Source organism: Phyllobacterium myrsinacearum, assembly GCF_014138285.1.
GTDB lineage: Bacteria > Pseudomonadota > Alphaproteobacteria > Rhizobiales > Rhizobiaceae > Phyllobacterium > Phyllobacterium myrsinacearum_A.
In genome coordinates, this window is the sequence record NZ_JACGXN010000001.1 from 1136082 (window position 1) to 1155396 (window position 19315).

Below are 19315 nucleotides of genomic sequence, written 5' to 3' on the forward strand. Positions count from 1 at the left end.
AATACGGGAAGTGGCCCGCTACTCGAAAACGATGGCCGGGGCTGTTCGACCGGGATTGACCTTCGCCGCCTGCAGCTGGTCCCAGACCTTGGCTGCAATCTCGCGATAGACTTTTGCCTGCGGACCATCGGGATTGCTGATGACGACAGGCGTTCCGGCATCGGACATTTCACGGATTTCCATCACCAGCGGCACTTCGCCGAGGAAAGGAACGCCAAGCCGCTCGGCTTCATTGCGCGCGCCGCCATGGCCGAAAATATCATAGCGATTGCCGGTATCGGGAGCGATGAAATAGCTCATGTTCTCGACAATGCCGAGCAGCGGCACATCAACCTTCTTGAACATGTTGAGACCCTTGCGTGCATCAATCAGCGCCAGATCCTGCGGTGTCGATACGATGACTGCACCGGCAAGCGGAACCTGCTGCGCCATGGTCAGCTGCGCATCGCCGGTGCCGGGCGGCATGTCGACCACGAGCACATCCAGATCGCCCCACTGCACTTCGCGCAGCATCTGCGTCAAGGCGGACATGACCATCGGGCCGCGCCAGATCATCGGCGTTTCTTCATCGACCAGAAAACCGATCGACATGACTTTCAGGCCATAGCCTTCCATAGGTTTGAGCACGCGCCCCGACACGACTTCCGGTCTTCCGGAAAGGTGCAGCAGACGCGGCATGGACGGGCCATAAATATCCGCATCAAGAATACCGACACGGTGGCCATTGGCCTGCAGCCCGAGCGCCAGATTGACTGCTGTCGTCGATTTGCCAACGCCGCCCTTGCCCGAAGCAACTGCAATAATCGCACCAACGCCGGGAACACCGGATTTGACTGGCGCAGCGGCATGACCGTGCTGGTGCGGCGCAGCAGGCTGGGCGGCAACGCGCGGCGGCGGTACTGCACCGGCAGGTGCGGGACGCTGGGTTGGACGCACTGGGGCAGTCGGGGCCGGACGCGGCACCGCGTCGTCGCTGGTAGGGCCGCCTTTTTTCTCGGCGGTCAGCGCGACGATGGCACCGGCAACACCTGATATATTCTTGACAACACGTTCGGCAGCGGCGCGTAGCGGATCGAGTTCCTGCGCCCGCGCAGCCGGGACGGTAATGGAGAAGAACACCTTGTTGTCGGCAATGAAAATATCCGAGACGAGTCCCAGGTCGACAATATTGCTGTTGAAATCAGGCCCGGTCACTGTCTTCAGCTGATCGAGAACCTGTTCCTTGGTCACGCCTGCCATTGCATACTATTCCTTTTATTCCCTGCTGCTTCACATAGTGCAGTTGAACAAGAACGCCAATGGGCAAAGCGTAACTTCCGCTGCAAACCGCCCCTGTGAATGAGGCGGTTTGCAGGGCAGTCTGTGGGAACAGATCAGACTTTCCACACGCCCGGCACCTGCCGGGTGGCGATGTTGAGGCGGTTCCAGACATTGACGTTGGCGATGGCCAGCACCAGATTACCGAGCTGCTTTTCATCGAAATGTCTGGTGGCTTCGTTCCAGACATTGTCCGGCACCGGATCCGCCCGATCGGCAACACGGGTAACCGCTTCCGTCAATGCCAGAGCGGCGCGCTCCGCTTCGGAGAAGTAAGGCGTATCACGCCACACGGAGACGGCGAAGAGCCGTTCATCGGTTTCACCAGCCTTGCGGGCAAGGCGCGGGTGCATGTCGACGCAGACACTGCAGCCATTGATCTGGCTGGCGCGCAGATGCACGAGTTCAAGCAAGCCTTTCGGAAACTCACTGTCGCCTGTGGACGCAGCCAGTGCCTGCAGGGCTTTCATTGCTTCGGGGTTGATCATTGCCGGGTTGCTCATACGTGCTTGCATCGTTTTTCCTCTCGTTTGCCTAACGCCCGAAACCAGATATCCGGGCTTTTGCTCTTGACGATTTCCCGGGCCCGATTTCTTGTCACATCGGCCGGATTTCGTTCGTCATTGCTTTGACGGAACAAGGCGAGGAAACGTGACGGATGAACGAGAAAAAATTTCTGACCGAACAATTCGAGGCCAATCGCACCCATCTGCGGCGGGTAGCCTACCGCATGCTCGGCTCGATGACCGAGGCCGATGACGCCGTGCAGGAAGTATGGCTGCGACTCAACCGGGCGAACACGGACGACGTCGGCAACTTGGGCGGCTGGCTGACAACTGTCATTTCACGCGTATGCCTTGACATGCTGCGCTCGCGCAAATCACGGCGCGAGGACCAACTGACTCCGCAAACCCCGGAGCCGGTGGCAGGCGGCGATCCCGAACATGACATTGTAATGGCGGATTCGGTGGGGGCGGCTCTGCTGGTGGTGCTTGAACGGCTGGCCCCGGCGGAGCGGCTGGCTTTCGTACTGCATGACATGTTCGCCATATCGTTTGACGAGATTGCGCTGATTGTCGATCGCACGCCGGAAGCGGCAAGACAGCTGGCCAGCCGGGCACGTCGCCGGGTGCAGGGAACGGATACCATTCCGGCCCGCAGCCTTGCCCATCAGCGCGAGATCGTGAATGCTTTTCTGGCGGCCTCCCGAGGCGGTGATTTCAATGCGCTTCTGGCAGTGCTCGATCCGGATGTAGTGTTCCGTGCGGACAAGGCAGCGGTGCAATTGGGAGCAATGGCGGAAATTCGTGGTGCGGAAGCCGTGGCCAATACGTTCAAAGGACGCGCACAGGGTGCAGTGCCGGCGCTTGTCGACGGCGTGCTTGGTCTCGTGGTCAAGGTTCAAGGCAAGTTGCATGTTGTCCTGAACCTGACGTTTGCAGGGGACAGGATCACTGCCATTGAAGCGGTTGCCGAATCGTCCCGCCTCAACGCGCTTGATCTGGTGGTACTCAGGAAGGAATCCGGCAGAAAGGAATGAGACCGGAACCCGGTCTCATTCTGCTTGCTATATGGCTCAGGAGCCGATCAGGAGTCGCAGCTTCTTCAGCGCCGTTTCGGTGGTTTCCTTGTAGTCGATCGTGCTTTTCAGACGGGCATCCCGGTCAAGCAGCATCACCGATGCTGTATGGTCCATCGTATAGTCGCCATTTTCCGTCGGCACCTTGCGGGCATAAATCTTCCAGCTCTTGATGAGCTTTTCGACTTCCTTGGGATCGCCGGTAATACCGGTAATCCGGTCGGTGAACGCGGCGGTATAACCCTTCATCACCTCGGGCGTATCCCGTTCAGGATCCACCGAGATAAAGAAGACGCGCAGATCTTTGCCTTCGTCACCCAGCGCCTTGAGCCATCCCGCCATTTCAAACAGTGTCGTCGGGCAAACTTCAGGACAGTGGGTGAAGCCGAAGAACAGCGCCGTCGGATGGCCCTGGAACGCCGCCTCGGTAATCGGCGCTCCATTCTGATCGATCAACTGGAACGGCGCACCCAGCGAGACCGGCGCGATCTCATTGCCCTTCCGGGCGCTGTAATAGGTGAAGGCCAGGAAGATCATCAGAAGAGCAATGACCGACCACAGTGCAATGCGAACCCGGCGAACGTTCATCACTGGCCATGCTCCATAGAGGTAGCCCCAGCAGCTTCCACGTGCAGTTTGAGCTCAACCTTGCCGGCCTTCTCAAATTCGAGGGTAACCGGAACGTCTTCACCCTGCTTCAAAGGCTGCTTGATCTCCAGCAGCATAAGGTGCATGCCGCCCGGCTCAAGCTCTACGGTTCCACCAGCAGGAATTTCAACGCCACCTGCGAACTTGCGCATCTTCATCACCTCGCCATCCATTTTCATTTCATGGACTTCGACACGTGCGGCAACCGGGCTTGAGCCGCCAAGCAGGCGGTCAGCCTCCTTGGCTTCGTTGGTGATCGAGATATAACCACCGCCAACCTTGGCACCCGGCAATGTTGCACGGGTGAAAGCGCCTGCGAATACCAGATTACCGACTTTGACCGCATCCGTGGCTTCGTGCTTTTGCATTTTGGCAGCACCATCCTTGGCCATGGCCGAATGATCGTGTGCCAATGCAGGCACGGCGAGGGTTGTTGCCAGCAACAGGGCAGCAAATGTGAGGTGGGATTTCATGGACGTTCTCCAGTTCCGTTGTTTATGAGAATACGCGTTTGAGCGGGGAAGGAATACGCTGGATCAACTGATCGAGAACCAGCATGGCGAGAATGGCAAAACCTGTCAGCGGGAAGAGTACGCCGAAGCCGAGGATGACAAGAGTCAATGCAGCAAAGACGCCTTTTTGCGACGGCATGGGCGGCACGCCGAGACGCCCTGATGGACGACGCTTCCACCACATAACCACGGCGGAAACCGCTGCAAGGATGATGGCAAAGCAGGTAACAAGCATGACGATCTGGTTCAGAAGGCCCCAATACTGCCCCATGTGAACACCGATACCGAACTCAATCGCCTTGGCACCGGCGCCGTAGTCGGCAAATTTCAGATCGACCAGCGACTTACCCGTGTACTGATCGAAATGGATCGTCCGCTGCCTGGCTATATCATCCGGGAAAATCGCAGCCGTATAAACACCTTCCGGATCGGATGGCAACGACACCTCAAAGCCCGGCGTGATGCCGGAAGCCCTGGCTGACGTCACGATTTGATCAAGGCCGACACTCTTCACGACCCCATCGGCTGTCGAGGTCGGGACCGGGGCATTCTCGACGGTCCAGCCCGCCTCCGTCAGTACATCCTTTGTCGGGATTTTTGACATCGGAACTTCGTTCCAGAGCTGTGAAGGATATCCGAGCCCCTTGTCCGCAAGAGTGGCGTTGAGCTTGTCGCCCCAATAGGCAGACCAGGGCATGCCCGTGATAGCGAGGAAGAAGATCAACGCCCCGGCACCAGCACCGGTGACGGCATGCAGGTCACGCCAGAAGACGCGCTTGTCGGGTGTGCCGCGAACCGTGATGACACCGCCCCTCTGCTTGCGCGGCCACCACAGATAGAAACCCGTTACGACAAGAATCAATGCAAGACCGCCAACGGCCTCGACAACCCGGTCAAGCGCCAGATCGAAATAGGCAAGGCTATGGATCTTGCGCACAACCCAGTTGAATTCCTGCTTCTCGCCTACCTTGCCCAGCACAGAGCCGGTATAGGGATCAACGAAGACGAGAACCTTGCCGGCATCCGTACCGAGGATAACCCGGGCAGACTGGGTCGGCGTCGATGGATCGCGATAACGCAGGATCGTGGAACCGGGCACTGCGGCCTCGGCATTCTTGATCAACAGCGACGGGGGCAACACTTCGTTGTGCGGCGTGACGACATTGCGGTAGGCAAAGACCGTATTGTCGATTTCATCCTTGAAGAGATAGAGCCCGCCGGTGATGGCGAGATTGAGCATAAAGGGTATGACCAGAAGGCCAGCGAAAAAATGCCAGCGCCAGATGGCGCGGTAGAGAGATTGACTGATGTCCTTTGGCTTCTCTGAAGCCATGCTTGAGACGCTCATGCGTGTTCCAATCGTCTGACAGCGATAATGATTGGCCTGCGAAGACCAATGGGTGCACCAGAAAATGGCGCAACCTTCCCGACCGATGGCGGACCAGCGTTCGAAAGGTTTCGTGTCAGACGAGAGGGGGAGCCTGTGGCGGTGCTGCCGGAGGATAGAGGCTGCGGGCAATCAGAACGGCTTCGCGCTTGATGGCAAGCGATGTCGTAGGTTCAACCCTTTGACCGCCGGTATGGGGCGGCACGGGAAGAATGAAAGATGCGGAAATACGGCAGGCCTCGCAGCCCGTGCCGTGCCAAGCGCTTTTGTGCGGTTCCTGGCCACCACTGCCGGGAAGGCAAAGCACAGGAACAGTACCATCAGGCAGCGTATAAGCGGCAAGATCAACCTGATCGCTGGATGCCGCGATGACAGGCTGATGGGCAAAGGCGACGAAGACAAGCGCCAGCGCGCACAACATGCGCACCGCCATTTGCCAATCGTATCCGTATTTGCGCATCACATCCCCGTTTTGCGGTTCCGGCTAACCAGATAACGCAGCTTGCGCGCAAAATCTATGCGGCAAAGCGACAAAAACAGGGAAGCCTACGCAGGCAGATGATTGATCTCTATCAGCCAAGCATTCACAGGCGCGTCTTTGAACGTCGCTGTCTCAGCGCGGGTAAGATGCAATATATCATCCAAACCGAGTATTTCGCCTGATATGAGTTTCGCATCACTGCGCAGGACCACGAATGTTTGCGCAGCATCCCCCTTGATTGATGTCTCAACCAGCCTGCGGACCCGCGCCGTAAATTTTCCACGGCGGATCATGACATTGAGGTCGGTGACTTCGTGCAGCACCACCGCGCTTGTGGGGGCATCGCCGGGAAAGGCAATCGCAGGCGACGACGACGTGAGCATTTCACGCGGCTGACCATCCACGCTCAGCACCATCTCACCTTCCAGAACAGCCAGCACCCGGTCGATGTCCGGAAAAGCCGAGAACGGGCCGGATTCCGGAACCTTCGCCATGCTGATGCGCCAGTCGAAGCCATCGACGGACGCACCTTCGGGAAAAACGGCAATCTCTGTCGTAACACCCTTGCCGTTTTTCCAAGGCATCTGCCGGTGTTCGGCGGAACGCAGAATGCGCATCAGCCGAGAATGCCCGGCAGGTTGAGGCCCTTCTCCTTGGCGCAATCGATGGCGATCTCGTAACCCGCATCCGCATGGCGCATGACGCCGGTGGCCGGATCGTTCCACAGAACCCGTTCGATACGGCGCTTGGCATCGTCGGTGCCGTCGGCACAGATCACCATGCCCGCATGCTGCGAGAAGCCCATGCCGACACCGCCGCCATGATGCAGCGAGACCCATGTGGCGCCCGAGGCTGTGTTGAGCAGGGCATTGAGCAGCGGCCAGTCGGAAACCGCATCCGAACCATCTTTCATGGATTCAGTTTCGCGGTTCGGCGATGCGACGGAACCGGAATCCAGATGATCGCGGCCGATGACCACAGGTGCTTTGAGTTCACCCGTGCGCACCATTTCGTTGAAGGCAAGGCCAAGGCGATGCCGATCACCCAGACCGACCCAGCAGATGCGCGCAGGCAGACCCTGGAATGCGATACGATCGCGCGCCATGTCGAGCCAGTTGTGCAGGTGCGTGTTGCCCGGGGTGAGTTCCTTCACCTTGGCATCGGTCTTGTAGATGTCTTCAGGATCGCCTGACAGCGCAGCCCAGCGGAACGGGCCAATGCCGCGGCAGAACAGCGGACGGATATAGGCAGGCACGAAGCCAGGAAAGGCAAAGGCGTTCTCGAGCCCCTCATCCTTGGCGACCTGACGGATATTGTTGCCATAGTCGAGCGTCGGAATACCGGCTTCCCAGAAGGCGATCATCGCTTCCACATGCTCGCGCATTGATGCGCGAGCGGCTTTCTCGACCGCCTTGGGGTCGCTTTCCCGCTTGGCTTTCCATTCGGCCATGGTCCAGCCCTTGGGCAGATAGCCGTTGATCGGATCATGCGCCGAGGTCTGGTCGGTGACGATGTCAGGACGAATACCGCGCCGGACCATTTCGGGCAGGATTTCAGCCGCATTGCCGAGCAGGCCAACGGACTTGGCTTCGCCAGCCTTGGTCCAGCGGTCAATCATTGCAAGGGCTTCATCGAGCGTTTCGGCCTTGGCATCGACATAGCGGGTGCGCAGGCGGAAATCGATCGAGTCCGGATTGCACTCGATGGCAAGGCAGCAGGCCCCGGCCATGACCGCTGCCAGCGGCTGTGCACCGCCCATGCCGCCAAGACCGCCGGTGAGAATCCACTTGCCTTTGAGATTGCCGCCATAATGCTGACGGCCAGCCTCGACAAACGTCTCGTAGGTACCCTGAACAATGCCCTGCGTGCCGATATAGATCCACGAACCGGCGGTCATCTGGCCGTACATGGCCAGACCCTTCTTATCCAGTTCGTTAAAATGGTCCCATGTGGCCCAATGAGGAACGAGGTTCGAATTGGCGATCAGCACACGCGGTGCATCGGCATGGGTGCGGAACACACCGACGGGCTTGCCGGACTGCACCAGCAGGGTCTCGTCCTCGTTCAAGGTCTTCAGGGTTGCCACGATCTTGTCGAAGTCGTCCCATGTGCGCGTGGCGCGGCCGATGCCGCCATAGACCACCAGCTCATTGGGGTTTTCGGCCACATCCGGATCAAGGTTGTTCATCAGCATGCGCAGGGGCGCTTCGGTCATCCAGGACTTGGTGTTCAACTCCGTGCCGCGGGGGCTGCGGATTTCGCGAATGTTATGGCGTGGATTGTTCATTATTAGCTCCCCAGCTTGAAGGCGGTTTGTTCGAGATTTTCGAGAATGTCTTTAAGATGCTTGCGCAGGCGCTCGGCCTTCGTCTCGTCATAGGCAAAGGGCGGCGCTTCGCTCTGCAAATGGGTGGACTGCGCCAGCTCCATCTGGATCGCATGGATACCCAGTTGCGGTCGGCCATAGTGACGCGTGGTCCAGCCGCCCTTGAAGCGGCCGTTCATCACGCCGTCATAGCCCGGTGCGGCAAAGGCAAAGCGGCCGGTGGCTGCAGCAACTTCGGGCGCACAGCTTGTGCCCTGATTGGTACCGATGTTGAAATCCGGCAACTTGCCCTGAAACAGAAACGGGATATGCGAGCGGATAGAGTGGCAATCATAGAGAATGGCGAGGCCGTGAATGTCCTGCACGCGCTTGATCTCCGCCGCCAAGGCAGCGTGATAGGGCTTGTGAAACTGCTCGAGCCGCTTTTGCGTGTCTGCAGCTGCAGGTTTTTCGCCGTTACGCCAGATTGCCCTGCCGTCAAAATCCGTTTCCGGAATGAGGCCTGTGGTGTTCTGCCCGGGATAGAGGCTGATACCTTCCGGATCGCGGTTGGCATCGATGACATAGCGATGGAAGGTGGCGCGGACCGTCGTCGCTTCCGGCAAAAGCCCGTCATAGAGCGTGTGGATGTGCCAGTCCGTATCAGCCAGCAACTGGCCGTTTTCGTTGAGCCGATCCCATATATCGGCGGGAACCTCGGTGCCCGTGTGCGGAAGGCCAAGTATCACCGGGGATGAACCCTGTTTGACGTCAACAACACTCATGGGGCGGTATCCAGTGCTGGCAGGATGTCGGGGGAAATGGCAGCATTGAGGGCGCCGGAGCCGACCAGATCGGATACGGCTTTCAGGTCAGGCGCCATGTAACGGTCTTCGTCCAATGTCGGTACGACGGAACGGATCGCGGCATGGGCACGGGAAAGTTCCGGACTCGTCTGCAACGGACTGCGCAGGTCGATGCCTTGTGCGGCGGTCAACGCCTCGATGCCGATGATGGAGAACAGATTGTCTGTCATCTGCAACAGACGGCGCGCACCATGGCAGGCCATGGAAACGTGATCTTCCTGATTGGCCGATGTGGGCGTGGAATCAACGGAGGCCGGATGCGACATCTGCTTGTTTTCCGACATCAGCGCCGCCGACGTGACTTCGGCAATCATCAGGCCGGAATTCAGGCCAGGCTTGCGAGCCAGGAAGGCGGGCAAGCCGTAGCTCAATGCGGGATCAACCAGAAGTGCAATGCGGCGCTGGGCGATTGAGCCGATTTCGCAGATCGCAAGGGCGATCTGGTCAGCGGCGAACGCAACGGGCTCGGCATGGAAATTGCCGCCGGAAACCACGGATCCATCGCTGAGAACCAGCGGATTGTCGGTAACAGCGTTGGCTTCGATTTCCAGCGTACGGGCTGCCATGCGCAACAAATCGAGACAGGCACCATCGACCTGCGGCTGACAGCGGATGCAGTAGGGGTCCTGAACGCGTTCGTCGCCCTCTATATGGCTTTCGCGGATCGGCGAGTTGTCAAGCAAGCGGCGAAGCGCGGCGCCCGTATCGATCTGGCCGCGATGACCACGCAGCGTGTGAATGTCAGGATGAAACGGCGCGGATGAACCCATTGCCGCATCCGTGGACAACGCGCCTGTGATCAGCGCCGACTGCGCCGAGCGATGCGCGCGGAACAGGCCAGCCAATGCCAGCGCCGTTGAAACCTGCGTGCCGTTGATGAGCGCGAGCCCCTCCTTGGCGGCAAGCACCACCGGCTTCAGGCCTGCCTTGGCAAGCCCCTCTCCGGCTGGCATCTGCGTGCCACCGAACACCACATCGCCCTCGCCGATCATCGCCGCCGCCATATGCGCCAACGGCGCCAGATCACCCGAAGCGCCAACGGAGCCTTTTTCGGGAATAACGGGGATGACGCCTTTGGCCAGCATGGCTTCGATAAGGCTGATCAGTTCAGGGCGCACGCCCGAAGCGCCGCGGCCGAGCGAAATCAGCTTCAGGGCCATGATCAGGCGGACAATGTTCTCCGGCAGCGCATTGCCGACACCGCAGCAATGGGACAGGATCAGATTGCGCTGGAGCGTTCCCACGTCAGCAGCATCAATGCGGATCGAGGCGAGTTTGCCAAAGCCGGTATTGATGCCATAGACCGGCGCATTGCCTGCAGCGATTTCGGCGATGCGCGCAGCAGCCGCTGCAATCCCCTTGTGGAACGAGGCATCAAGCCTGACAGGCCTGCCCTGCCAATAGATTTTTTCCAGTTCGGCCAGAGGAACGGAACCGGGGTGGAGGACGACAGTCATGGTCAAGCCTTCAAGATGAGCTGGTGGAGGGGATTGAAGCCGATGCGGTAGCAGAGCTCTGCAGGCTGGGCGGCGTTCCAGATGGCAATTTCGGCACACTTACCTGCCGCAATGGTACCAATATCGTTCTGCAACCCAAGCGCATGCGCCGCCTCGCGGGTTGCGCCCGCCAGAGCTTCTTCGGCGGTCAGGCGGAACAGGGTGCAGGCCATATTCATGGTTAGAAGCAGCGATGTCAGCGGCGATGTTCCCGGATTGCAGTCCGTGGCAATGGCGATGCGGGCGCCAGCTGCGCGCAAGGCCTTAACCGGCGGCGCCTGCTCTTCCCGCAGCGCATAGAAGGCACCGGGTAAAAGCACCGCAACCGTACCTGCGGCGGCCATGGCATTGGCACCATCTTCGTCGAGATATTCAAGGTGATCGGCAGACAGCGCGCCATAGGAAGCGGCGAGCTTGGCGCCGCCCAGATTCGAGAGCTGTTCCGCATGCAGCTTGACCGGGATGCCGAGTGCCTTGGCCTTATCGAACACGCGCGCGATCTGGGCTGGCGAGAAGGCGATGCCCTCGCAAAAGCCGTCCACCGCATCAACCAGACCTTCCGCATGGGCAGCCTCAAGACCGGGCAGCACGACCTCTGCAATATAGTCATCGGCACGGCCGCGATATTCCGGTGGTACCGCATGGGCGGCCAGATAGCTGGTGCGAATACGGACAGGACGCAGCGTGCCAAGCCGGCGCGCGACACGCAGCATTTTCAGTTCAGTCTCGATGTTGAGGCCATAGCCGGATTTGATTTCAACGGTGGAAATGCCTTCGGCCAGCAATGTATCGAGACGCGGCAGGCTTTGCGCGACCAGTTCATCTTCCGACAGACCGTTGGTTGATTTCACCGAAGAAACAATGCCGCCGCCAGCCCGGGCGATTTCCTCATAGCTGGCGCCTTCAAGGCGCATTTCAAACTCACGCGCGCGGTTGCCGCCGAAAACCAGATGGGTGTGGCAATCGATCAGTGCAGGTGTCGCCAGCCGACCGCCGAAATCCTGTGCTTCGACACCTTTCCAGTCATCCGGAACAGTCGTCCCGACCCAGGAAATATGATCGCCCTCGAGACCGATAGCACCAGCATCGATCAGGCCATAGGGCGCACCGGTATCCTCCAGCGTTGCAATCCTCAGTCCGGACAGAATTTTCCTCATAGGCCCCGATACCATCCCCATTCGCTCTTGCTCATGACGTTATTATGTATATACATATTATGTCAATCCGGGGATGAGAGAAGAAATGAGCGAGGCCAAAAAATCTGTTTTTGCAAGCACTGCCCTCACGGAAAGGGGCTGGGAACGCGACGTTCTCGTCCAGATCGACCCGACCGGTCAGATCGTTTCCGTGAAAGCAAACAGTACTGCTTCTGACAACAGCCACCGCGCCGCCATTCTCCTTCCGGCACAGGCCAATCTGCACAGCCACACGTTCCAGCGGGCCATGGCGGGCCTTTCCGAAGCGCGCAGCCCGGCGGGGCGCGACAGCTTCTGGACGTGGCGCGAAATCATGTACCGGTTTCTCGACATTCTTGATCCTGATGACATCGAAGCCATTGCCGCGTTTGCTTTCGTTGAAATGCTGGAATCGGGCTATTCCAGCGTTGCTGAGTTTCATTATGTCCACCACCAGCCGGGCGGGACGCCCTATGCCAGCCTCGGCGAATTGTCGGAGCGTATCGCCGCTGCCGCCAGTGCCACGGGCATCGGCCTGACACTGCTGCCGGTGGCCTATGCGCAGGGCGGTGTCGATGGGCGCGCGCTGGCGGGCGGACAATTGCGTTTCGGCAATGATGTCGAGCGTTTTTCCAAACTGGCACTCGCAGCGGAAAAGGCGGCGCGGCAAACGGGGCCGGATGCGGGTTTTGGCGTCGCACCGCACTCGATCCGTGCCGTTGGTGAACGCGATCTGCTTGAGCTTGAGCGGCGGTTTGCCGCTATGCCCTTTCATATCCACATTGCCGAACAATTGCCGGAGCTCGAAGAGGTTCAGGCCGCTTATGGTCAGCGCTCCATGAGCTGGCTGCTGGATCATCTGCCCGTCAATGACCGCTGGTGTCTCATCCATTCGACGCATATGACACCGGAAGAAACCTTGCGTGTCGCCGCCAGCGGTGCGGTCGTCGGCCTCTGCCCGCTGACCGAAGCCAGCCTTGGTGACGGCATTTTTGATGGCGTGCGCTATCTGGGTGCCGGCGGGCGGTTCGGTACGGGATCAGATTCCAACATCCGCATTTCACCATCGGAAGAGTTGCGTCAGCTTGAATATAGCCAGCGTCTGCGGGATGTTTCCCGGGTTACGCTTTGCGTTGAAGGCAAGTCCAACGGCCGCACGCTCTACGACACCGCACTGGCGGGCGGGGTGCAGGCGTTGGGACGCAACGGCGGCAGCCTAGCCGTCGGGAAATGGGCCGACATGGTTGCACTCAATGCCAATGACCCGGCAATCCTGGGGCTTGACGGCGACCGGCTGCTCGACGGTTGGATTTTCGCAGGCGACAGGCATGCGGTGACCGATGTCTGGTCGGCAGGCCGCCATGTGGTGCACGATGGACGTCACCACACGCGCGAGAAAATCTTTTCAACCTACAAGACGCGGCTTGCGTCGGTTCTGGAGCGGGTGTGACGGCAAGAGCGCGAAAATCCTTCCATGCTATCAAGGCCGAGATGGCCCGACGCATCGCCGAGCGGGTCTGGGCACCCGGCGCACTGATTCCTGGGGAGGAAGTCCTGTCCGTTGAATTCGGCTGCGCGCGCGCAACGGTCAACCGCGCCTTGCAGGAACTGGCACGTGGCGGCGTTCTCGTGCGCAAGCGTAAAGCTGGAACACGGGTTGCCCTGCACCCCATGCGGGAGGCGCGCTTCGTTATTCCCATCGTCCGGCAGGAGATTGAGACAAAGGGCGGCACTTACCAGTTCAAATTGCTCTCCAATCAGGTGGAGAAAGCGTCTCCGGCCATTGCCCAGCGGATGGGCCTTGCCAAAGCCAAGGACATGCTGCACGTCCGCTGCCTGCATCTTTCCGATGGCAGGCCGTATCAATACGAGGATCGCTGGGTCAATCTCGATGCGGTGCCTTCCATTCGCGGCGAAACATTCGAAACCATCAGTCCGAATGAGTGGCTGGTGACGCATTCACCGTTTTCGCAGGCCGAGATCGTCTTTCACGCCGGCACCGCCGATATGGAAGAGGCTGATATTCTCGGCGTGGCGGAAAGGGATGCGGTGTTCATTGTCGAACGTGTCACTTTCGTGCCGCAGAAGCCGATCACATTCGTGCGGATGATCCACCCCGCTTCACATCGCATGGTCACGCAGCTTTAGGCCGAATCTCCAGATTTCTTGCCAGCGTGTTTCGTTCACCCATCTGCGCCGAAACCGGCGGGGTGCGATGATTTGTCAACTTGCCAGAACAATTGTCTACTAAAATACTCATAATTTCCTAGAACTATTCTAACCTATTGATATTTTTCATGCTTTTCGAAAATTATCATTTGACTTTGAAATAAGTCATTGGCTTTATGCAGAAGCACAAGAGTGCATACCTTTGATGTCTGGGCCTTGAACCCGTTCGATTGGAGGACCCTATGATAGGTCTTTTTCTGCCACGCCTGCGCGTGGTTTCCATGCTGCATTCGCAGTTTGCACGTCCCGCACCCGGCCTGAACCGGCTGATGCAACCTGTTGCTCGCACCTACCGCAACGGAATTCTTGCCCTGATCCGCAACAATGAGCAGGATGGGAGTGGGCATGTATCCACGCGCATCTGAAGCCGGGCACGGCATGGGCTGCTATTTCGACCGCGCTCCAGAAAAGCTCGTTCTGGAAGGCTATCGGCGATGGACTGCCGGTTTTGAAACCGGCTCGGTGATAGCTTGGGAAATGGCTTTTGGTCTGTATAGCGAAATTCTCGGCACCCGCGAAGGAAATCGCGCCCTGTCAGAACTCTCATTCTTCATTCGCACCCTGCGCCATTGCGCGCTGTGTCCGCTGAAGACGTTTCCCTTCGGCTCACACCATGTGTGCAAGGAAGAGTGCCTGACCCTCGGCCTGATTGCAGGACTTCAAAATTGCGACATGCTCGCGGCACGAACCTGCCTCAATGCCATGGCATGCCCCTCCCGCCAGGAGGAAGTGGAGAACGCCGCGATCGGTTTTGCCGAAACGCTGGCGGAACTAGATCAAGTGCTTTTGCCGATCCCGAAATTTGCAATTGACGACATCATTTCCCGCCCGTTGCGGGCGAAGTACCATTGAGACCAAGGGGAAAACCAATGATCATCAACTCACGCATGGAACGACGCCTCTCGATAGCCGCCACTGCAGCGCTGACACTGGCGATTTTTGTCACGCCACTCACGGTGCGGGCCTCCATTGAATCCAAGGTGGCGGCCAGCAACTACACCGAGGTCGCAGAGATCACACCGGTCGATCTGCTGATCCGCAAATAAGGGCCTCCAGCCCGGTACCGGCCCCCGCGCCGGTACCATTTTTTCGCGTTAGAGCCACAACCTGTGCGCGAAATATTATTTCATGCACGACTCACGCGCCCCGGGGGGCACAGATTGCCATTCATCCGTCAAACGGGCCCTGACCTACGGTACCGGAGAAGAATCCTGTCGCTGACAAAATCCCGGCCCAGCCCGGAATAGACTACCGTTTCTGTAGACTATGCTATTCAGGTAGAATTTTCTAATTTATCGATATAAAAGGAATTCTTTCCAACGCCCGCTGTGCGGGCCGCTCTGCTACGCTTCAGGTCACACTACACGGAGGCAGGCATGAAACATTCCCGTATAACCTTATCGCTGGCGGCGGCATTATTCGCCGCAACCGTTTCCTTTCAATCGCTGTCTGCCGCCCAAGCGGATACGACGCTTCTGAACGTGTCGTACGACCCGACACGCGAACTCTACAAGGACTATAACGCGGCTTTCGCTGCGAAGTGGAAAGCCGATACAGGCGAAACCCTGACTATCCAAACCTCTCATGGCGGTTCCGGCGCGCAGGCTCGCTCCGTCATCGACGGTCTTGATGCCGACGTGGTGACGCTGGCGCTGGAGAGCGATATCTCCGCCATCGTCAAGGCAACGAAAAAGATCAATCCGGACTGGCGCACCAAATATCCACATAATTCGGCTCCCTACACGTCAACCATTGTCTTCCTCGTGCGCAAGGGCAATCCGAAGGGCATCAAGGATTGGGGTGATCTGGTAAAGGACGGCGTTGAAGTCATCACGCCAAACCCAAAGACATCCGGCGGCGCCCGCTGGAACTATCTTGCTGCCTGGGCTTGGGCTTACGGCCAGTACGGCGGCGATGAAGCCAAGATCAAAGACTATATCAGCAACCTTTTCCAACACGTTCCGGTACTGGATTCCGGTGCACGCGGATCGACCACCACCTTTGCCCAGCGGGAACTGGGCGACGTACTGCTCGCATGGGAAAACGAAGCATACCTCGCTTCGGATGAATTCGGTGCCGACAAATTCGATATCATTGTCCCGCCGCAATCCATCCTGGCGGAACCGCCGGTTGCGGTGGTCGACGGCAATGTTGACGCCAAGGGCACACGCAAGGTGGCCGAAGCCTATCTCCAGTATCTTTACTCAGCAGAAGGCCAGACCATCGCAGCGAAGCATTTCTATCGTCCGTCTGACCCGAAACTGGTGCCAGCTGATCTCCTGAAAAAATTGCCGGAGTTGAAACTGGTGACGATCGATGATCCAATCTTCGGCGGATGGGCAAAGGCACAGCCCTATCACTTCGGAGATGGCGGAACGTTTGACCAGATTTACAAGCCGAAAAAGTAACAGCATGATTTCCAACCTCACAGCAGGTTGGCGGTTTAAGAGGCCGAGTGTCATTCCAGGGTTCGGAATGACGCTCGGCTTCACTCTTGCCTATCTGACCCTCATCGTCCTTATTCCGCTGGCCGGTCTGGTCTGGCGTTCTGCATCGCTCGGCTGGGGCGGCATGTGGCACGTCGCAACAGACCCTCGAACGCTGAATGCCTTGAAAATCAGCTTCGGCACGTCGTTGGTGGCCGCGCTCATTAACGTCGTGTTCGGTGTGATCGTTGCCTGGGTGCTGGTGCGTTACCGCTTTCCTGGCCGCCGGATCATCGATGCGATTGTCGATTTGCCATTCGCCCTGCCCACCGCGGTTGCCGGTATTGCTCTGACGGCCCTCTATTCGAAAAACGGCTGGATCGGCCGTTGGCTTGATCCGCTGGGTATCAAGGTTGCCTTCACGCCTGTTGGTATTACCATCGCCCTGATCTTTATCGGTTTGCCTTTTGTGGTGCGCACAGTGCAGCCGGTCATGGAAGAAATCCGCAAGGAAGTTGAGGAAGCAGCGGCCACACTCGGGGCAACGCGCTTCCAGACCATCACACGGGTGCTGCTGCCGGGTCTGACCCCGGCAATCCTGACCGGGTTTGCCCTCGCCTTCGCCCGCGCCGTCGGCGAATATGGTTCGGTGATCTTCATTGCCGGCAACCTTCCTTATATCTCGGAAATTGCCCCACTCCTGATCGTCATCCGGCTGGAAGAATTCGACTATACGGGTGCAACGGCGATTGCCGCTATCATGCTCATCATTTCCTTCACGATGCTCTTTGTCATCAATCTCATTCAGGCCTGGAGCCGCAGGAGGTATGGCTATGCGACATGAGCTGCCGCAATCTCCCGAACCGGCCTCCAAATCCTGGCATCCGGCGACCACTGAGAGCCGTACGGCGCGTTTCGTCCTCATTGGCGTGGCACTGGCCTTTCTCGGTCTGTTCCTGCTCCTGCCTTTGATCTCGGTTTTCTTTGAAGCATTCCGCAAGGGCCCGGCCGCTTACCTTGCAGTCTTTGCCGATCATGATGCTCTCGCCGCCATACGTCTGACACTCCTGGTCGCGGCCATAGCCGTTCCGCTCAATCTCGTTTTCGGCGTGGTTGCCGCCTGGACCATCGCCAAGTTCGAGTTCAAGGGCAAGGCATTCCTGACAACCTTGATCGACCTGCCTTTCTCAGTTTCACCCGTGATATCGGGTCTCGTCTACGTGCTGCTGTTCAGCACGCACAGTGCGCTCGGTCCTTGGCTCAAATCGCAGGGGATCGAGATCCTGTTTGCCGTCCCGGGTATCGTTTTGGCAACAGTGTTCGTGACGTTCCCCTTCGTTGCGCGTGAGCTCATCCCGCTGATGCAGGAACAGGGTACGACCGACGAAGAGGCCGCACTTTCCCTCGGGGCGAACGGCTGGCAGACGTTCTGGCATGTCACCCTTCCCAACATCAAATGGGGCTTGCTCTACGGCGTGCTTTTGTGCAACGCCCGGGCCATGGGAGAGTTTGGCGCGGTATCCGTCGTTTCAGGCCATATCAGGGGCCTGACCAACACGATGCCGTTGCAGGTGGAAATTCTCTATAACGAATTCAATTCTGTCGCTGCTTTTGCAGTGGCTTCGCTTCTGGCGCTGCTGGCGCTGGTGACGCTCGTTCTCAAGACCCTGCTGGAGTTGAGATACGGTGCGGAGCTGGCTGCCAATGGCGGACACTGAGAGGAATACAGATGGACGTTCGCGTAAGTGGTGTACGCAAGGAATTTGATCGCTTCCCGGCGTTGCACGACGTGTCGCTCGATATCAATTCGGGTGAACTGATTGCATTGCTCGGGCCTTCCGGATCAGGCAAGACGACGCTTCTGCGCCTGATTGCCGGCCTGGAAACCCCGACAGAGGGAAAGGTGTTTTTCGGCGACGAGGACGCATCGCTGAAATCCGTGCAGGAGCGTAATGTCGGCTTCGTGTTCCAGCATTATGCACTGTTCCGGCATATGACCGTCATCGACAATGTCGGGTTCGGACTGAAGGTTCGCCCCTCCGCAAGCCGTCCAAGCAATGAGGAAATCCGCCGCCGCTCGTCCGAACTGCTCGATTTCGTGCAGCTCGGGGGTCTCGAAAAGCGCTATCCGGCCCAGCTTTCCGGCGGTCAGCGCCAGCGTGTAGCCCTCGCTCGCGCCATGGCGATCGAGCCGCGAGTTCTGCTTCTCGACGAACCGTTCGGTGCACTGGATGCGAAAGTGCGCAAGGAGCTACGCCGGTGGCTGCGTGAAATCCACGACAAGACGATGCACACAACAGTTTTCGTGACTCACGACCAGGACGAAGCGCTGGAACTCGCGGACCGTGTTGTGGTGATGAGTCAGGGCAAGATCGAGCAGATCGGAACACCTGATCAGGTCTATGACACGCCAAACTCTCCCTTCGTCTATGGTTTCATCGGCGAATCAAGTTCACTAGCCGTGCGCATCGACAATGGCGAGGTATGGCTTGCAGACCGCGCATTGGGTCTGAAGAGCGACGCACCCGATGGAGAGGCAGCCTTTTATTTCCGTCCGCATGATGTCGAACTGGTCGATGGCTGCGGCGGCTGCATCGCCGGAACCGTTATTGCGAGCCGCCGCGTGGGTGCGACAAGACGCGTGGAACTTGAAATCGGCGGTGCGGCTGAACGCGTTGAGATCGAAATTCCAGCTGATCATCCCGCCAAGGAAAAGAGCCGCATTGCCTTTCGCCCCAAGCATTGGCGTGTTTTTCCCAAGGCTTGAGCTTTCGAGGACTGCCAATCAAAGCCGGAGTTTCATCAACTCCGGCTTTTGCACGCCGTCTGCTTACCTCCCATAAACAGTGTGTTCACAAAGCATACCACCCTTAAAGAACATCGATTATCAGGTT

At 58.5% G+C, this 19315-nt stretch carries 21 protein-coding genes; 10 read left to right on the forward strand and 11 right to left on the reverse strand.

Annotated elements, in window-relative coordinates; genetic code table 11:
• Positions 1-18 precede the first annotated feature (18 nt).
• Together FHW16_RS05680 and FHW16_RS05685 are read right to left on the reverse strand one after the other, a co-directional pair.
• Positions 19-1239: an Mrp/NBP35 family ATP-binding protein gene (locus FHW16_RS05680; protein ID WP_182548140.1), complete on the reverse strand. Its 1221-nt coding sequence runs from the start codon at positions 1237-1239 to the stop codon at positions 19-21.
• Between the two features lie 134 nt (positions 1240-1373).
• Entirely contained in the window at positions 1374-1832 is a 459-nt protein-coding gene (locus FHW16_RS05685) for a carboxymuconolactone decarboxylase family protein (RefSeq protein WP_182548141.1), read from the reverse strand.
• Positions 1833-1975: 143 nt separating this feature from the next.
• Here FHW16_RS05685 and FHW16_RS05690 point away from each other — a divergent pair, with 143 nt between their 5' ends.
• Positions 1976-2857 (forward strand): sigma-70 family RNA polymerase sigma factor, encoded by an 882-nt coding sequence (locus FHW16_RS05690; RefSeq protein ID WP_182548142.1) that lies wholly within the window; start codon positions 1976-1978, stop codon positions 2855-2857.
• Positions 2858-2893: 36 nt separating this feature from the next.
• On the opposite strand, the gene FHW16_RS05695 is transcribed toward FHW16_RS05690, so the two are convergent.
• The 9 genes from FHW16_RS05695 to hutI all read right to left on the reverse strand — a co-directional run bounded on the left by FHW16_RS05695 (position 2894) and on the right by hutI (position 11748).
• Positions 2894-3484: an SCO family protein gene (locus tag FHW16_RS05695; RefSeq protein ID WP_182548938.1), complete on the reverse strand. Its 591-nt coding sequence runs from the start codon at positions 3482-3484 to the stop codon at positions 2894-2896.
• Positions 3484-4017, reverse strand: coding sequence for a copper chaperone PCu(A)C (locus tag FHW16_RS05700; RefSeq protein ID WP_182548143.1), 534 nt, complete (start codon positions 4015-4017; stop codon positions 3484-3486). Before FHW16_RS05700 ends, FHW16_RS05695 begins: the two co-directional genes overlap by 1 nt.
• Positions 4018-4039: 22 nt before the next feature.
• Entirely contained in the window at positions 4040-5404 is a 1365-nt protein-coding gene (locus FHW16_RS05705; protein ID WP_182548144.1) for a PepSY-associated TM helix domain-containing protein, read from the reverse strand.
• 115 nt (positions 5405-5519) lie between these two features.
• A complete protein-coding gene (locus FHW16_RS05710; RefSeq protein WP_182548145.1) occupies positions 5520-5903 on the reverse strand; it encodes a hypothetical protein in 384 nt (127 codons plus the stop codon).
• An 86-nt stretch (positions 5904-5989) separates the two neighbouring features.
• Positions 5990-6541 carry a HutD/Ves family protein gene (locus tag FHW16_RS05715; RefSeq protein WP_182548146.1) on the reverse strand — a complete coding sequence of 184 codons (552 nt, stop codon included), beginning with the start codon at positions 6539-6541 and terminating at the stop codon, positions 5990-5992.
• Positions 6541-8211, reverse strand: coding sequence for a urocanate hydratase (gene hutU, locus FHW16_RS05720; protein ID WP_182548147.1), 1671 nt, complete (start codon positions 8209-8211; stop codon positions 6541-6543). The genes FHW16_RS05715 and hutU overlap by 1 nt, the downstream gene beginning before the upstream one ends.
• A 2-nt stretch (positions 8212-8213) precedes the next feature.
• Positions 8214-9014 carry an N-formylglutamate deformylase gene (hutG, locus tag FHW16_RS05725; RefSeq protein WP_182548148.1) on the reverse strand — a complete coding sequence of 267 codons (801 nt, stop codon included), beginning with the start codon at positions 9012-9014 and terminating at the stop codon, positions 8214-8216.
• Positions 9011-10552 carry a histidine ammonia-lyase gene (hutH, locus tag FHW16_RS05730; RefSeq protein WP_182548149.1) on the reverse strand — a complete coding sequence of 514 codons (1542 nt, stop codon included), beginning with the start codon at positions 10550-10552 and terminating at the stop codon, positions 9011-9013. The genes hutG and hutH overlap by 4 nt, the downstream gene beginning before the upstream one ends.
• A gap of 2 nt (positions 10553-10554) precedes the next feature.
• A complete protein-coding gene (hutI, locus tag FHW16_RS05735; protein WP_246711625.1) occupies positions 10555-11748 on the reverse strand; it encodes an imidazolonepropionase in 1194 nt (397 codons plus the stop codon).
• A gap of 85 nt (positions 11749-11833) precedes the next feature.
• Between hutI and FHW16_RS05740 the strand changes: the two genes are divergently transcribed.
• The 9 genes from FHW16_RS05740 (at position 11834) to FHW16_RS05780 (ending at position 19188) form a co-directional block, all read left to right on the forward strand.
• Complete coding sequence (locus FHW16_RS05740; protein WP_182548151.1) at positions 11834-13216, forward strand: formimidoylglutamate deiminase; 1383 nt, start codon at positions 11834-11836, stop codon at positions 13214-13216.
• Positions 13213-13914: a GntR family transcriptional regulator gene (locus FHW16_RS05745; protein ID WP_348643856.1), complete on the forward strand. Its 702-nt coding sequence runs from the start codon at positions 13213-13215 to the stop codon at positions 13912-13914. Before FHW16_RS05740 ends, FHW16_RS05745 begins: the two co-directional genes overlap by 4 nt.
• Positions 13915-14177: 263 nt before the next feature.
• Positions 14178-14360, forward strand: a complete 183-nt coding sequence (locus FHW16_RS05750; RefSeq protein ID WP_182548152.1) for a hypothetical protein — start codon at positions 14178-14180, stop codon at positions 14358-14360.
• Entirely contained in the window at positions 14341-14847 is a 507-nt protein-coding gene (locus FHW16_RS05755; RefSeq protein WP_182548153.1) for a hypothetical protein, read from the forward strand. The genes FHW16_RS05750 and FHW16_RS05755 overlap by 20 nt, the downstream gene beginning before the upstream one ends.
• A gap of 17 nt (positions 14848-14864) precedes the next feature.
• On the forward strand, positions 14865-15041 hold the full coding sequence (locus FHW16_RS05760) for a hypothetical protein (protein WP_182548154.1): 177 nt from the start codon (positions 14865-14867) through the stop codon (positions 15039-15041).
• 330 nt (positions 15042-15371) lie between these two features.
• Positions 15372-16403 carry a sulfate ABC transporter substrate-binding protein gene (locus tag FHW16_RS05765; RefSeq protein ID WP_182548155.1) on the forward strand — a complete coding sequence of 344 codons (1032 nt, stop codon included), beginning with the start codon at positions 15372-15374 and terminating at the stop codon, positions 16401-16403.
• A gap of 4 nt (positions 16404-16407) precedes the next feature.
• Positions 16408-17265: a sulfate ABC transporter permease subunit CysT gene (gene cysT, locus FHW16_RS05770; protein ID WP_182548156.1), complete on the forward strand. Its 858-nt coding sequence runs from the start codon at positions 16408-16410 to the stop codon at positions 17263-17265.
• A complete protein-coding gene (gene cysW / locus FHW16_RS05775; protein ID WP_182548157.1) occupies positions 17249-18139 on the forward strand; it encodes a sulfate ABC transporter permease subunit CysW in 891 nt (296 codons plus the stop codon). Before cysT ends, cysW begins: the two co-directional genes overlap by 17 nt.
• Before the next feature lie 11 nt (positions 18140-18150).
• The gene (locus FHW16_RS05780; RefSeq protein WP_182548158.1) at positions 18151-19188 is read left to right on the forward strand and encodes a sulfate/molybdate ABC transporter ATP-binding protein; all 1038 of its coding nucleotides are present in this window, start codon (positions 18151-18153) and stop codon (positions 19186-19188) included.
• Positions 19189-19315 lie beyond the last annotated feature (127 nt).